Origin of the sequence: Sphingomonas adhaesiva (genome assembly GCF_036946305.1) — a bacterium.
GTDB classification, from domain to species: domain Bacteria; phylum Pseudomonadota; class Alphaproteobacteria; order Sphingomonadales; family Sphingomonadaceae; genus Sphingomonas; species Sphingomonas adhaesiva_B.
Map to the genome: position 1 here is coordinate 14,769 of NZ_JAQIJJ010000003.1, position 13,667 is coordinate 28,435.

A 13,667-nucleotide genomic window follows, 5' to 3' on the forward strand; every position below is an offset into this window, starting at 1 on the left:
GCTTTGGGCCTCGGCCTCCGTGGCGTCTCGGTCCATCAACATCGACTTTCTCCCGGTCAGGCGGGATCAACGCGCCTGCATGCGAGATCGTGTCGAGCAATCGTCATGACGCAGGTTAGCCTTACCTGCTCGTTCAATGAGGCCGTCGCGCTGGCGGATCCCTATTCGCCGCAGCTCATGCCGGTGAGGCAGGCCGATCGCTAAGGCCGGCAGCTACCTTTTTCACGTCAACGCTCACGGGCTCGGCCGAGACGCTTCAGCACTGCATCAACTTTCACGAGCTTTATGGGCGCACGGCCGGGCTTTCCAATGTCGCCAACGTAGAGGTAGCTTGAAAGGTAATCTTGCACTCGGCCTTGAGCCGCGGTCAAATCCGTCCACCTCTGTGGAACCGCTAGAGCGGCATCCCGGTCGCCATCGCGTGCTGCAAGGTGCGCCATGGCCACTTGATTGTCCGCCTCAATCACGCCGGCCATGAGCGCGACCATTTCCGTACTGAACAGCCATCCTGCCTCGGTTTCAAGCTGCCAAAGCTGAGAGAGGTAAGGGCTCCTCGGCGGCACACCCCCGGCCAAAATTCTGTCGATATGTTCCATTCGTTCCACGGCTCTGCCGTCAAGCGCGGCGCGAACCCTGTCATACCATTCTGCCCGCCGGGGCATCAGGTCCAGAAAGAGCTTTCGCTCGGCCAACTTTCTGTTGGCGCTGGCAACTCGCCACGTCAGGATGATCCCGCCGGCGGTAACCAACAGCGGCAAGCTCGCGATTGGAAGTGCCACGAAAGCCGAGGTAATCGCAGCCGCGAGAAGTATTAAGACGATAAGCGCGTCAATCATCACACCCCTAGTAACCGAGATACGCCCTCGACAGAATAGCGCCACGCGCGCGCCGATAACCGGTGCCTCACAGCTCTGTTTCCAGCACGGCTGCCTGTTGTCGCCTGTAAAAACAGGCCGGGCGGGAGCCGTCTTTTTACTAAATAGGCCTATTATATTCCGGGCATCCCGTACCGCCCGTCGCAGGCCGCCCCTCCTTCTAAGTAAGGTATTTAACGCGCACGCGCGCGCGATGCGCGGCGAAACGACGGGCATCCCGTCATTTCGGAAGTCCCCACCGTTCCTCCGCCGCCTGAGCCGCTTTCGCCATAAAGAACGGGTCCAAGTCGATCGCCGCAACGAGCACCTTGAACGCCGAGTGTGGGTTATGCCGTCCCTGCTCCTGATCCTTCAGCATCGCGAGGCTCACGCCATACCGCTCGGCGAATGTCTCTTGGCATATGCCCAACTTGCGGTGGCGAATGTACCCGAGGTCCCGCGCGAAGGTGGTGCTGTCGCTCATCGCCGTTTCTCCTGTTTGTTCGCCTCGTAGCTTCGCTACGCGATCAATCATCGGGGCCGCTGTACCCATAAGCCTTCGGCTCTCTCGACTGCGTTGCCGGCACGACCGGTTTGCCGTGCGGGGATGCACCACCAGCCGCCCCACCTTCGCACAGCCCTGCGCCGGGTGCCCCGCCCACCTCCCCTATAAAGGGGGAGGTGGGGCGGGGCGCTTTCGGTGCCCCACCTTGCCCCACTTCGACCGCCCCACCTTGCTCAAGTGGGGCACCCCTCGCATCAGCCCACTCGCCGACTTCCACAAAGGGCTTGTCCTCACGCTTCGCGGGATCTCGACGGCTCACCACAACGAGAGCCTTGTTCGAATACCAAGACCGGAGCAGCTGGCTGATCCGTCCGCGGTCGACACTTCCCTTGCCGGCATCGAGCCCCAGCACCTCGGCGACGCAGTAACCCACCCAGTCGCGGGCTTGACTGCTCTCCTTCCACGCCCCTGCTGCAACAGCCTCCTGCACCCGAAGGAGATGATCGACATTCAGTCCCTCAAAGGCGTCAGGCGGCGTCCAGCGCGTCACCACGCCAACGCTGTCGCCCCACTCCCCGTAGGGATCGTCAGGCCCGGCTGCGTTGCCGATGTCCTGCGACGCCATGCGGAACCACAGAGCATCCTCGGCTGGCGCCCGATTGGCTTTGTCATCTCGCACGTTGAACAGGCGCAGCCGCTCCTTGTCGTCAGCGATACCGAAGCGGTTGGCCTCTTCCCGGTCCATACGGTTCAGAACCAGGGTAATACGCGCAGCAGCGATCAGCGCGACCGCGCCGCGCGAGGCCTCCGCCGTCACCTTCTCGCCCGACAGCTTCTTTGTGTGATGCACGAGGACGATGGCGCAGTTGGCTTCCTTGGCGATCCGCGCCCAGACCTTCGCCACGGCATCGATCGCGCCGTTGTCGTTCTCGGGCACGGCGTGTGACGAGACGAATGGGTCGATGACCAGCACGTCTATCCGGCGCGTCTTTAGCTCCGCAATAAGCGCCTCGACCACCGGCACGGCGATCTTAAAGCCGTCCCGATCCTCCACCGCGATGCATAGCGCCGAACCTTCAGGCCCGCTGTCGATGTAGACGCGGTTGCCGCACGCCTCCTGTGTGACCCGGTGAAACATCGACGCAGCGGTGAACTGCATCTCCAGCTCGGCGAGCGTGTCTTCCAAATTCCAGTACCAGACGGTCTTCGGACCGCCCCATACCGTCTTCCCCAGCACGTCCTCTCGTCCACTAGCGAGCGACAGAAGCATGGAAGCGACGAACGAAGACTTGCCCACGCCACCAGGCGACACGATCGCGCTGACGGTCTGGCGCAGCAGCCAGCGGCCAAATACCCACGGCCGACGAGGCAGCGTGGACGCGGCAGGCCAGCGGAAAGGCGTGGCGCTAATTTGGAGCGGGGGGGCAGGTTGCGGTCCGCCGAAAGGCGTGGCCCCCTCGAAGCACTTCTGAATGGAAGCAGCGTTCATGCGCGCATCCCCATCAGTTCGGCGTTGAAGTCCTTGAAGCCGGGGGACGGCCGCATAATTCGCACCTTCCGCCCGGCCGCGGTGAAAGCGTGCGCCGCTTTGGTCGCTGCCACCTCGCCAGGCGCGTCCCCGTCCGCCCCAATGACGACTGCACGGGTGATGTCCGCCAACTCCATGCGGGGCAGCATCGACGTGCCAGCCGACACCCAGACCGTTCGGCCTAGAGCCTGGGCGAGCGTTAGGCCGTCCTCCAGCCCTTCGGTGACGATGAGGCTGGCGACGGGCGGTCCAAGCTGGATCGCGCCGCCAGCTACCCGCCCAAGCGATAGCTTCACCTCGGGCACATCAGCCTTGCGGCCGTCGTCAGTCAGGAACGTGCGTTGAATGCCCGTCAGATCGCCCGCCGCGTCACATACCGCCGCGACTAGCGCGGGACGGCGGTCCTGCTCCTGCGGGTAGCGCAAGCGAGCGAAGCGCAGCGTGTGCGGCAGATCCATCGTGATGCCGCGCGCGCGGAGATACCGCTCGGCAGGGGTGCCGGCGATCGGCGACGCGGCATCCCAAATCGAGCGTGCCGCCTTCGACCAGTCGGCCTTGGGCGTAGCGACAACGCGCTGCTGCTCCAGCTCGCGAAGCGCCCCGCCATCCAACATCGCGATCCCATCCAGCAGCTTCACGCCGTATGCACGCTGGACGAAGTCAAGAACGTCGCCTTCGGCGCCGCAGCCGAAGCATTGGAAGCGGCGGTCGTCCGCGTAGATCGTAAAGCTTGGTGTCTTATCGGGGTGAAAGGGGCAGCGGCCTTTCAGCTCCCGCCCCGCCCGGATCAACTTGACGCCCGCCTGACTCGCCACGCCGGACACCGGAAAGCGGTCGCGAATGTCGGCGCAAATGCGGGGAATATCGGCCATGGTACGCTGACCGTATTCTCGCCCATGGGCGGCATATGGATCAGGCATCATCGGCGCTTCCGATCTTCACCGGTCCGGCATGTTCGCGCGTGACCCACACGATTGAACGAATGCCGCTCTCGCTCGGTCGGCGCTGCTGGCTGTCACGTATCCAGCCGAGTTTGCGCAGTTCCGCAGTGCGGGGGCGAACGCGATACTTCTCCCAGCCCAACGATGCGGCAATCTCATCGCCGGTCATGCCCTCAGCGCCCGCAGTCTCCAGCTTCTTCATGATCTGCTGCCACAGAGCGTCCCGCGCAGGCGTGATGACCTGGGCAGCTTCGATGGACCCGCCGATGCCACGATGGCCGGCGTGGTCGCGTGGATAGTCAGAGGTGTTGTTCATGCTTCGCCTCCATCGGCGAGAGGGGGAAGGCCGTGCTTCTTCAGCAAGTCTTGCAGCCAGCGCGCTTGGCGCTCGCTCAGGTCTTCGGCATCACTGTCGAAGAGAAGTTGCCCGATGAAACTGCCGCTACGGCGGTTCAGGTCGGGCTGGGGGTGGTCGATCAGCGCGCGCGCAGCCGACTTTACCGTGCGAAAGGGCTCAGCCATGGCCGCCCTCCTGCGTCTCATCGACGATCTGGAAGCCGCAATACCGCTTTACGCCACGAGCGAATGTCCACCCGCTGCGGTAATCGGGGTAGATAGCGTTGAAGTCGAACCCCGGTACGCTGGGCTCAACGGTGACGGCGAAGCCGTCAGCAACTGGACGGACGTGAATGATGCTATCAGTCATTGTGACCTCGCAGCATAGCGAGCACCACACCAGCGACAGGGCCTGAGAGGTGAAACCTCGCCGCGAGATGTTGCGATTGGGCCTGAAATTCGTTAGTCGCTGCGGTGCTGACGTTAATTGGTTTCCGGGAGCCCTGTGAGCCGAGTAGGACCGGCTTGCGGGGCTTTCGCGATTTAGGGCTGACCTCCCGTGTGGTAGCGAACACAGGGGGTCACGCCGCCTGATCCACGAGCGCACGGATGCTCTCAGTTTTTACAAGCGTGCGGCGACCAACCTTGATCGTCTGAAGTTTGCCTTCGCCGATCAGTTCATACAGTTTCGTGGTTCCAAGACCGAGAGCCTTACGAGCCCCTTCAACAGTTACCGTCAACGGTTCCATGCGCGTTCTCCTGCAATCGCTAGCGGTCGCCAGCGGGAGAACACGAATTAACTGAGTGGAAATCGGGCCCGCTGAAATGGGACAGAAATCAAAGCCTAGTCGGCTAGAGCCGAGTTGGTTGCCTTCCAGCACGTTCGAACATGGCGCGCTGATACTGCCGATCCAAACCTTTCACTCGCCCATTTCGCAACATCCGCTTCGATTTTCGATCTGATGCCATACGTGCGTGTTACGGGTACGCGGACAGCTCGGTTTGGAGCATCATCGTCGGGCGTGCATTGAATTTCACGCAACGCGCTATCAACGTCATCGGAATGGTCGGTGCCTTCGAATGAAGAAGCCCATCGGCTCCGATCGACTATGGGAACAGACTTTGCAGTATTTACCAAGTCTTGATAATCGCTGCGATTATCAAGATAGTGTCGTATGGATGTCTTTCTCTTTTCTTCTCGCGCCTCATTCAATCGTCGCTCACATTCAATACCAATCTCAAGCTCTTGCCACGGGTCAAGGACTCGCGGGCGGCCAGCACCGATACGTTTCCCGCCGCGTGGCGGGTCAGCCATTTTTAGTATCCGTCACGAACGCGCCCCATCCATCAAGGAGCTGGCGCCGCATCTCCATGAAGGTGGTCCGCTTGTACGCTCGCACCACCTTGTCAGGCACAACGTGCGCGAGCGCTGCCTCCGCAACCGGGTCAGGGACCTCGGGCATCTTCTCCGCCGCCCAATCGCGGAACGAGCTGCGAAACCCGTGCGCGTCATAAGGCTCGTCAGCCGATCGCAGCACTTTGTTCATGGTCATGTCGGAAAGCACGCCACCCCGCTGGCCGGGGAAGATCAGATCCTCCGCCTTTGGCTTCTTCTCGCCCTTGGCCTGCCCCAGGAGCGAGATCGCGGCAGCGCTCAGCGTCACAGTGTGGGGAGGGGCGTCGACGCCCTTCATCAAATCGGACGGCCTGTTCCACTCCGCCTTGTCGAAGTCGATTTGGCCCCACCGGGCACCGCGAACCTCTCCAGGCCGGGCAGCGGTGTAGATCTGAAAGAGCAGCGCCAGCCTCCCGTTCGTCGCCGGCTTGTCCTTAAGCGACGCGACGAAGGCTGGCACTTCTGCATACGGCATCGCGGCGTAGTTGCCGCCCTTGGGCTGGCGCGGAAGGCCGACCGTCACCGAGCGCCCAGGCGCCTCAGTCGCCCGCCATCCTTTCCCATGCGCGAAGTTGAGCACGGTGCCGATCCGCTGGCGTACCTTGCGTGCCATATCCGGCTTGGTCGTCCAGATCGGCGCGAGGACGCAGGTGATGTCAGCTGCCGTGATCTGGTCAATTCGGGTGGTGGCCAGCTTGGCAAAGACGTGGTTTTCGAGCGAGCTGATGAAGGTAGCGGCCCCCTTCTTCGACCAGCCCTCCTTTAACGCGGCATGCGCCTCCTTCGCAGCCTTCTTGAAATTCGGGATCTGGAAACGCTCACGATCGCGCTCAGCGACCGGATCAAGACCGGACTTCGCCGCGACGCGCAGCATGGACGCTTTCTCTCTAGCCTCGCCAAGCGACAGGATTTTCCGGTGAAGGATGGGAATGACGATCGGCGATGTCTCGCCCTTCCCCAGCGCTCGCGGTGACGTGTCGACTGTGCCAAGTCCAACATCCCGGCGCTTTCCGTCGACCTGCACGCGAAGCAGCCACGACTTGGCGCCGGTCGGCTTGACGAGCAGATACAGACCCTCGCCGTCAGCGTGCCGGCCCGGCTTAGCATTCTTAACTGACAGGGCAGTGAGTTTGGCCATTCCGCTCCCGATTCCGTTCCCTCATTCTGGAGCGGCTAGGGGCGAACGTCAACGAACAAGTGCGGAACGGGAAACGTGAATCTATAGGGAACACCAAGGCGTAAGCGGTCATTGGCGAACAACCGCGAACAATAAGTTAGATGCCTGTAGGCGGCACCACCTATCATTTCTTACAATTCGCAATTCTGGATGGGGCGCCAACCGCTTGCGCGTTACCGTGGCAGATTGATTTGGATTAGTGCGTTCTGTATATGTTCCCATGCTGAAGGGGGTGACCAGCATGGACCGTATGATGGATGGCGAGGAGCAGAGCGCCTTTTCCTGGTGGCTGCGGACCGGGCGATTGCCTCGGGTTCGTGATGCCGATGGAGTCGAGCTCAAGTTCAATCCCTGGCACGATCCCGCGAACGGCCGATTCACCTTTTCCGGCACGGGGAGCCGGAACGGCGGGGGCGGGGATCCGCGGATCAAACGTGCCGGGCACTCACCGCAGATGGTTGGCCACGGCCGCGGTCATCAGCGGAAGAATGCGGTCATTTTGTCGGGTGGGGCATCGCGCGCAACCGGGCGGATACCGCCTGGGAAAGCAATCGGAACATTGCGAACGAGCGCGGCGGCACCGGCATCCGGCGCGCCTGCCGTGCCGAAGCGTGATCGCAGCCATGTCGCCACCGAGTTCGTCGCCGGGGTCGGCGAGGGGCTCTATGGTGTCGCGGACGGGGCTGTGCGGGGTACCTATGCGCTGCTGACCACGAATCCTGTCGTGACCGTGCGCGAAACAGGACGCGGTATCGCGGGCATGATCGACAAGGTGATCGCTGCCGAAGACACGCCGGCTCGTATCCAGGTCGCGCGCGCAGCCGATGTGGTCGCTCACGCCTCCGCACGTGACATCGGCCGCGCCACCGGCACGACGGTCGGCAATGTCGCGCTGGCGGTGGTGCCGGGAAGCGCGGCGGCCAAGGTGTCGGCGATGCGTCATCTGCGCACGCTGCGGCCGCGGCCGGTGTTCGATCCGCCGCAGATCGGATGGGCCAAGGAGACGCTTCCGCCTGACAAGCCCTGGGCATTGTACAACGATACCGCGACCGGCGCGCGCCCCGGCCGCGCACCGACGCTGATGCGAACGATGCCGGACGGATCGAAACGACCCGTCAAGTTCGACGGGATCGAGGGCGATTACGTGATTGACCGGAAATGGTCCGTAAGCGGACGATCGAATGCGGTCGCTCAGTTGAAACGGCAATCGCAGGTGTTGGCCGAACACAGATTATCGGGAACGTGGGAAGTCCCCAATGAAAAACAGCTGAAGGCTGCGCGAAGGCAGTTCAAGAGGCACAATGTACGCAACATCAAGGTAAGGGTGGTTAGGCCATGATCGCTTTACAGGTTGCCCGGATCGTCGCTCACATCGCATTGTTCCTCGACACGGAGGATGAGGACGTCCTGGAGCTGGACGCCGCCGTCGATATGCAGGAGTGGCTTGCAAAGCAGCTTTCGGAACTCGATCCCGTCTTCCTCAGGGAGTTGGTCGACGCATTCGCGGTTATTGCTCCCGAATATTCTGGTGACGTGCAAAAATCGGTGAGAGATATACCGTATCATTTCTATCTCGAAGAAGAGCTGGCTCAGGATGATCCGGTGCGGCTTGCCGAACTGGATGCGATCAGGGACAGCCGCGAAGATTGACTCGGTTAACACCCGTGTCGCTGAGACACGAACAGAGGATAGTCCATCATGGTTTCACGTGATGTCGCCGGTATCGTTGCCGCTTTCGTGGTATTCCTCAGGCTAAGCGGCAAGGACATTGTCGATCCTGTCGTCGCGGCCGAGGCGATACAGGAGCTTGCCCCGAAAGTGCGGGCGCTCGACAGGGCATTTCTTCGTGAATTGGTCGATGCCTTTCCGGTCATCGCATTGGACTACGACGAGGAGAGCAAAGAGGTAGTACGCAACATCCCGCGCGACTTTGGTCTGGAGGAGGCGCTGGCTGTCGACGACTGATGTCTGCCGGGCTGCCACGCTGCACTGTCGGTCAGGTAGAGCCGGGTGACGCCGGGGGCGTCCGACATCGGGCATTCTTCTTCATGCTGTCCGTCAGGTAACGCAAGTCGGTCACCTGCAGGATGGCAGCGATCGATCGCTATCATCATGAACAATTAAGCTTTTTGGCGCAGAGTGGTCGCGTCATGGAAGAACAGATCGAACATCTCGAAGAGCTGTATCGGTTGGCCGCTATCCGTGTTGCCGCGCTGAGGCGTGTCTGTACTGATCCGACACCCGATATCGCGCAGTTGAGCAAGGCGCGGCATGGCTTGATCTCCGTCAGCATCGCGCGATCGCGCTATCTGCAAACCGTGATCTATCCTCTCTTGGGGGCGGTGTCCGATGCCGCGCTGTCGCTGGCGATCCAGGATCTGGACAGCGATCTGGCGACCAGGCGTGCGCTGTCCAGCCGTCATGTGACGCACTGGTCGCTCGACGCCGTGCAGGCGGACTGGCCCGGCTACCGAAAGGCGGTGGCGCGGCTGTTGCGGGGTGTCGAGACGCGCATCGTCAAGGAGAAATCCGTTATCCTGCCGGCGCTTCACAAGGCGGTGATGACACGGGCCGAGTGCAGGATACCGGCGTGACGACGTGACGACGTGACGACGTGGCGCGTTGCTGGCAACGCCCGGCGATGAGACACGGGCGCCGGGCACACGCGCCGGCGCGGCGTCAGGCGTTCTTCTTCACGCTCTCCGCCATACGCGCCAGCTGTTCGGGCGTCGCCTCCTGCTGGTGCCCGGCCTTCCACTGCGCATAGGGCATGCCGTAGATCGCCTCGCGCGCGGTGTCCTTGTCGAGCCCGGCGGCCTCCGCGGTCCAGTCGGACAGGCAGTTGCGGCAGAAGCCGGCGAGCCCCATCAGGTCGACATTCTGCGCGTCGCTACGGTGGCGCAGGTGGCGCACCAGCCGGCGGAAGGCGGCGGCCGCGGCGGCGTCGTCGATGGTGTCCAGCGGGTCCATGCAATCGTCTCCAAAACCTGATCGTGAAAACCAATCGAGGTTGATCCGTCGCCGTTAACCGCTAGAGCGCCGGGCGGCAAAGCAGGAACGCGCATGACCCAGATTCCGACGCTCGACGCGAACACGATCCTCCCGCGGTCGCGCAAGGTGCGCGTGCTCGCGACGCTCGGCCCGGCCAGCAACACGCCCGAGATGATCGCGACGCTGTTCCAGGCCGGCGCGGACGCCTTCCGCGTCAACATGAGCCACGGCGACCAGGCGTCCAAGGTCGGCGTGATCCGCGCGATCCGCGACATGGAGGCGCGGTTCAACCGCCCGACCACGATCCTGGCGGATCTCCAGGGGCCGAAGCTGCGCGTCGGCAAGTTTGCGGGCGGGCGCGTGGTGCTGGAGACGGGCAGCACCTTCGTGCTGGATCATGACCAGACGCCGGGCGATGCGACGCGCGTGCGGCTGCCGCATCGCGAGATCTTCGCCGCGATCGAGCCGGGTGCACGGCTGCTGCTGGACGACGGCAAGCTGGTGCTGCGCGTGACCGATCATGACGCGGATCGCATCGTGACGACGGTCGAGGTCGGCGGTGCGCTGAGCGACAACAAGGGGTTGAACGTTCCCGACGTCGTCGTGCCGATGGCGGCGCTGACCGACAAGGACCGGTCCGACCTGGCGTTCGCGATCGAGCAGGGGGTGGACTGGATCGCGCTGTCGTTCGTGCAGCGCCCCGAGGATCTGGCGGAGGCGCGCCGACTGATCCAGGGGCGCGCGGCGCTGATGGCGAAGATCGAGAAGCCGGCCGCGATCGAGCGGCTGGAGGAGATCGTCGAGCTGTGCGACGGCGTGATGGTGGCGCGCGGCGACCTGGGCGTCGAACTGCCGCCGCAATCGGTGCCGCCGTTGCAGAAGCGCATCGTCGAGACCGCGCGCAAGATGGGGCGCCCGGTGGTGGTCGCGACGCAGATGCTGGAATCGATGATCCAGTCGCCGTCGCCGACGCGCGCGGAGGTGTCCGACGTCGCCACCGCGATCTACGACGGGGCGGACGCGATCATGCTGTCGGCGGAAAGCGCGGCGGGAGCGTGGCCGGTCGAATCGGTGGCGATGATGAACGCGATCGGCGACGCGGTGGAGCGCGACCCCGCGCATGGCGACCGCATCCATTTCACCGTGACGCGCCCCGATCCGACGACCGCGGACGCGCTGGCGGAGGCGGCGAAGAACATCGCCGCGACCGTGTCGGCGTCGGCGATCATCTGCTTCACCACCTCCGGCTCGACCGCGCGGCGGATCGCGCGCGAGCGGCCGGCGGTGCCGATCCTGGTGCTGACGCCCAGCCGCGACACCGCGCGCCGGCTGGGTTTGCTGTGGGGGACGCACAACGTCACCACGCGCGACGTCGAATCGTTCGAGGAGATGGTGGCCAAGGCGAAGCGGATCGCGCTGCGCCAGGGGATCGCCAAGGCGGGCGACAGCGTGATCGTGATGGCGGGCGTGCCGTTCCGCACGCCGGGATCGACCAACGTGCTGCACGTCGTGCGGATCATCGGCGACGAGCTGAAGGGGTATAAGGGGCCGGACGCGGCGTAATTGAGCCGTCACCCCGGGCTTGACCCGGGGTCCCGCTTCTTCTGCGACGTGGAAAGGAAGCGGGACCCCGGGTCAAGCCCGGGGTGACGGGCGATTATCGATTGTGGGTCAGTTCAGCAACGCCAGGGCGTCGGTGTCGATCGCCTGGGCGCAGCCGCCGCGGGCCATGGCGAGGAACATCGCGTCGCCGCGCTCGGTCCGCTTGGTGCTGGCGCTGGCGAAGACCGCGGTGGAGACGCCCGAGAGTAACGTCAGCCGATAGTCGCGGTACAACTCGTCATAACCATAGTCGCGCACGCCGCGGGTGCGCAGCTGGTCGAGGTAGTAATCGAGCAGGTGCCGTTCGTGGCGGCGGCGGTCCTCCACCGACAATGCGAGGCCGAGGAAATAGGCGACATCGACCGCGCCCTTGCCGATCGCCGGCGACTGCCAGTCGAGGATCGCGAGCCGGTCGCGCCCGCCATTGGCGTCGAACAGCATGTTGTCGAGCCGGAAATCGCCGTGGGTGAGCGTGACGGCGCCCTCGGGCGCGGCCATGGCGGCGTGGATGCGCGCACCATAATCGTCGCACACCGCCATATATTCGGGTTCGAGCACGCCGTCGTAGCGGCGGTGGAACTCGGCGAGGCAGTCCGGAAAGACGCGCAGCACCACGTCGCGCGCGGCGCTGGTGTCGAGGAAGTCGTGCGCGCGCAGCGTGGCGTCGTTCCAGCGCGGCGCGTGGAGCGCGGCGGCCTGTTCCATCGCCGCCTCCGCGTCGGCCAGGTCGCAGCCGGTGAGCTGGTTGCCGGGACGGGCGGGGGTGAGATCCTCCAGCAGCAGCGCGAAGCAGCCGTCCGCCGCGTCATATTCGGCGACGTGGCAATGCGGCGTGCGGACCGCCACGGTCTGCGCGAGATGGCGGTAGAAGCCGACCTCGCGCGCATAGAGGCCGAAGTCGCGCCCGGTGGCGCGGCTGACCGGATCGGTGGCGGCGAACTTGCCGACGAACGAGGCGGGCGCGCCCTCGTCACGGTCGTAGGTGACCGCGAAACGGATCGAATCGCCCAGCATCCCGACGCCCACCGGCGTCGCGTCGACCGCGATCACGCTGGCCTCCCGGATCGTGCCGGCGTCGCGCAGCCGCTGCGTCAGCCAGGCGGCATCGACCGCGTCCGCTTCCAGTGCGGCGCTCACCGCTGTCCACCGTCGCAACGCACCACCGCGCCGGTAACGAAGGACGAGGCGGGGCTGGCGAGCCACAAGGCGGTCGACACGATCTCCTCCGGGCGGCCGGGGCGGCCCAGCGCGTTGGCGGCACGCTCACGCGTTTCGTCGTTCCACGCCTTGGCGATGTCGGTCAGGAAGGGGCCGGCAGCGATCGCGTTGATGCGGACCTTGGGCGCATATTCCGCGGCCATGCCGACGACCATCGCGTTGAGCGCCGCCTTCGCCCCGGCATAGGCGACGACCGCGGGCATCGGCTCCATCGACGCGATCGAGGAGGTGGCGATGACGGTGCCGCCATCGCCGCGCGCCATGCGATCGGCGACATGGGCGACCAGCCGGAACGGCCCCTTGAAGTTGAGCGAGACGACGCTGTCGAACAGCGCCTCGCTCACCTCGTGGCTGGGGGTCATCGGCCCCATGCCGGCATTGGCGACGAGCAGGTCGATGCGGCCGAACTCTTCCCACGCGCGGTCGGCGAGCGCATCCATCTCGTCCCACCGCCCGGCATGCGCGGGCATGGCGGCGGCACGGCGGCCCTTGGCGCGGATCTCGTCGGCCACGGCCTCGCACGCGTCGCCCTTGCGGCTGGAGATGATGACGTCCGCCCCCGCGTCGGCGAAGGCCAGCGCCATCTCGCGCCCCAGCCCGCGCGACCCGCCGGTGACGAGCGCGACCTGACCCGACAGATCGAACAAGGGATGCGGCATGTGTCTTCCTCTCCGTGGTGCCCCGTCGGCCGGGGCGGGCATAACTCCTGTTATGCACATCACGCGGGGAACGCCAAGCCGCTGATGCGCGCTGTCGGCGGCATGGCCGGACGGGTGAAGCGCAAGGCGGGGCTGGCGGCGGCGGCGGCGCAGGCGGCGTCCGCCGCGGTCGCGCCGGTGACATGTGCGCTGTGCGGGCGCCCGCTGGGCACGCGGGTGGAATGGCATCACGTCGTGCCGCGAAGCCAGGGCGGGGTGGAGACCGCGCCGCTCCATCCGATCTGCCACCGCGCGATCCATGCCGCGGCGGACAATGCGACGCTGGCGCGCGCCGGCACGCTGGATGCGATCCGCGACTGGCCCTCGATCCGACGGTTCCTGGACTGGGTGGCGGACAAGCCACCCGATTTCCACGCGCCGACCCGGCGCAGGCGCTGACACGATCGGCGCATGCATGTGG

At 64.7% G+C, this 13,667-nt stretch carries 18 protein-coding genes; 6 read left to right on the forward strand and 12 right to left on the reverse strand.

What is annotated here, in order from left to right:
- Window positions 1-227: 227 nt before the first annotated feature.
- From PGN14_RS03635 to PGN14_RS03675, 9 genes are all read right to left on the reverse strand, one after another.
- Window positions 228-836, reverse strand: coding sequence for a hypothetical protein (locus tag PGN14_RS03635; RefSeq protein WP_335298074.1), 609 nt, complete (start codon window positions 834-836; stop codon window positions 228-230).
- A 259-nt stretch (window positions 837-1,095) separates the two neighbouring features.
- Window positions 1,096-1,338: a helix-turn-helix domain-containing protein gene (locus tag PGN14_RS03640; protein ID WP_335298075.1), complete on the reverse strand. Its 243-nt coding sequence runs from the start codon at window positions 1,336-1,338 to the stop codon at window positions 1,096-1,098.
- A 43-nt stretch (window positions 1,339-1,381) separates the two neighbouring features.
- Window positions 1,382-2,848, reverse strand: coding sequence for an AAA family ATPase (locus tag PGN14_RS03645; RefSeq protein WP_335298076.1), 1,467 nt, complete (start codon window positions 2,846-2,848; stop codon window positions 1,382-1,384).
- Window positions 2,845-3,759, reverse strand: a complete 915-nt coding sequence (locus PGN14_RS03650; RefSeq protein ID WP_335298077.1) for a DUF7146 domain-containing protein — start codon at window positions 3,757-3,759, stop codon at window positions 2,845-2,847. The genes PGN14_RS03645 and PGN14_RS03650 overlap by 4 nt, the downstream gene beginning before the upstream one ends.
- Window positions 3,760-3,799: 40 nt before the next feature.
- The gene (locus PGN14_RS03655; protein WP_335298078.1) at window positions 3,800-4,144 is read right to left on the reverse strand and encodes a hypothetical protein; all 345 of its coding nucleotides are present in this window, start codon (window positions 4,142-4,144) and stop codon (window positions 3,800-3,802) included.
- Window positions 4,141-4,350, reverse strand: a complete 210-nt coding sequence (locus PGN14_RS03660; RefSeq protein ID WP_335298079.1) for a hypothetical protein — start codon at window positions 4,348-4,350, stop codon at window positions 4,141-4,143. Before PGN14_RS03660 ends, PGN14_RS03655 begins: the two co-directional genes overlap by 4 nt.
- Window positions 4,343-4,534, reverse strand: coding sequence for a hypothetical protein (locus tag PGN14_RS03665; RefSeq protein ID WP_335298080.1), 192 nt, complete (start codon window positions 4,532-4,534; stop codon window positions 4,343-4,345). The genes PGN14_RS03660 and PGN14_RS03665 overlap by 8 nt, the downstream gene beginning before the upstream one ends.
- Window positions 4,535-4,745: 211 nt before the next feature.
- Complete coding sequence (locus PGN14_RS03670) at window positions 4,746-4,913, reverse strand: helix-turn-helix domain-containing protein (protein WP_335298081.1); 168 nt, start codon at window positions 4,911-4,913, stop codon at window positions 4,746-4,748.
- Window positions 4,914-5,471: 558 nt separating this feature from the next.
- The gene (locus PGN14_RS03675) at window positions 5,472-6,698 is read right to left on the reverse strand and encodes a tyrosine-type recombinase/integrase (RefSeq protein ID WP_335298082.1); all 1,227 of its coding nucleotides are present in this window, start codon (window positions 6,696-6,698) and stop codon (window positions 5,472-5,474) included.
- Between the two features lie 280 nt (window positions 6,699-6,978).
- On the opposite strand from PGN14_RS03675, the gene PGN14_RS03680 reads away from it, so the two are divergent.
- The 4 genes from PGN14_RS03680 (at window position 6,979) to PGN14_RS03695 (ending at window position 9,331) form a co-directional block, all read left to right on the forward strand.
- On the forward strand, window positions 6,979-8,076 hold the full coding sequence (locus PGN14_RS03680; protein WP_335298083.1) for a hypothetical protein: 1,098 nt from the start codon (window positions 6,979-6,981) through the stop codon (window positions 8,074-8,076).
- Window positions 8,073-8,387 carry a hypothetical protein gene (locus tag PGN14_RS03685; RefSeq protein ID WP_335298084.1) on the forward strand — a complete coding sequence of 105 codons (315 nt, stop codon included), beginning with the start codon at window positions 8,073-8,075 and terminating at the stop codon, window positions 8,385-8,387. The genes PGN14_RS03680 and PGN14_RS03685 overlap by 4 nt, the downstream gene beginning before the upstream one ends.
- A 48-nt stretch (window positions 8,388-8,435) precedes the next feature.
- Window positions 8,436-8,702 (forward strand): hypothetical protein, encoded by a 267-nt coding sequence (locus PGN14_RS03690; protein WP_335298085.1) that lies wholly within the window; start codon window positions 8,436-8,438, stop codon window positions 8,700-8,702.
- A 122-nt stretch (window positions 8,703-8,824) separates the two neighbouring features.
- On the forward strand, window positions 8,825-9,331 hold the full coding sequence (locus tag PGN14_RS03695) for a hypothetical protein (protein WP_335298086.1): 507 nt from the start codon (window positions 8,825-8,827) through the stop codon (window positions 9,329-9,331).
- 85 nt (window positions 9,332-9,416) lie between these two features.
- Here PGN14_RS03695 and PGN14_RS03700 read toward each other — a convergent pair whose 3' ends face one another.
- Complete coding sequence (locus PGN14_RS03700) at window positions 9,417-9,707, reverse strand: DUF1244 domain-containing protein (protein ID WP_335298087.1); 291 nt, start codon at window positions 9,705-9,707, stop codon at window positions 9,417-9,419.
- A 93-nt stretch (window positions 9,708-9,800) separates the two neighbouring features.
- Here PGN14_RS03700 and pyk point away from each other — a divergent pair, with 93 nt between their 5' ends.
- Window positions 9,801-11,291 (forward strand): pyruvate kinase, encoded by a 1,491-nt coding sequence (gene pyk, locus PGN14_RS03705; protein ID WP_335298088.1) that lies wholly within the window; start codon window positions 9,801-9,803, stop codon window positions 11,289-11,291.
- 108 nt (window positions 11,292-11,399) lie between these two features.
- Here pyk and PGN14_RS03710 read toward each other — a convergent pair whose 3' ends face one another.
- Window positions 11,400-12,467 (reverse strand): phosphotransferase, encoded by a 1,068-nt coding sequence (locus PGN14_RS03710; RefSeq protein ID WP_335298089.1) that lies wholly within the window; start codon window positions 12,465-12,467, stop codon window positions 11,400-11,402.
- Window positions 12,464-13,207, reverse strand: coding sequence for an SDR family NAD(P)-dependent oxidoreductase (locus tag PGN14_RS03715; protein WP_335298090.1), 744 nt, complete (start codon window positions 13,205-13,207; stop codon window positions 12,464-12,466). Before PGN14_RS03715 ends, PGN14_RS03710 begins: the two co-directional genes overlap by 4 nt.
- A gap of 102 nt (window positions 13,208-13,309) precedes the next feature.
- Between PGN14_RS03715 and PGN14_RS03720 the strand changes: the two genes are divergently transcribed.
- Complete coding sequence (locus tag PGN14_RS03720) at window positions 13,310-13,645, forward strand: HNH endonuclease (protein WP_443019464.1); 336 nt, start codon at window positions 13,310-13,312, stop codon at window positions 13,643-13,645.
- Window positions 13,646-13,667 lie beyond the last annotated feature (22 nt).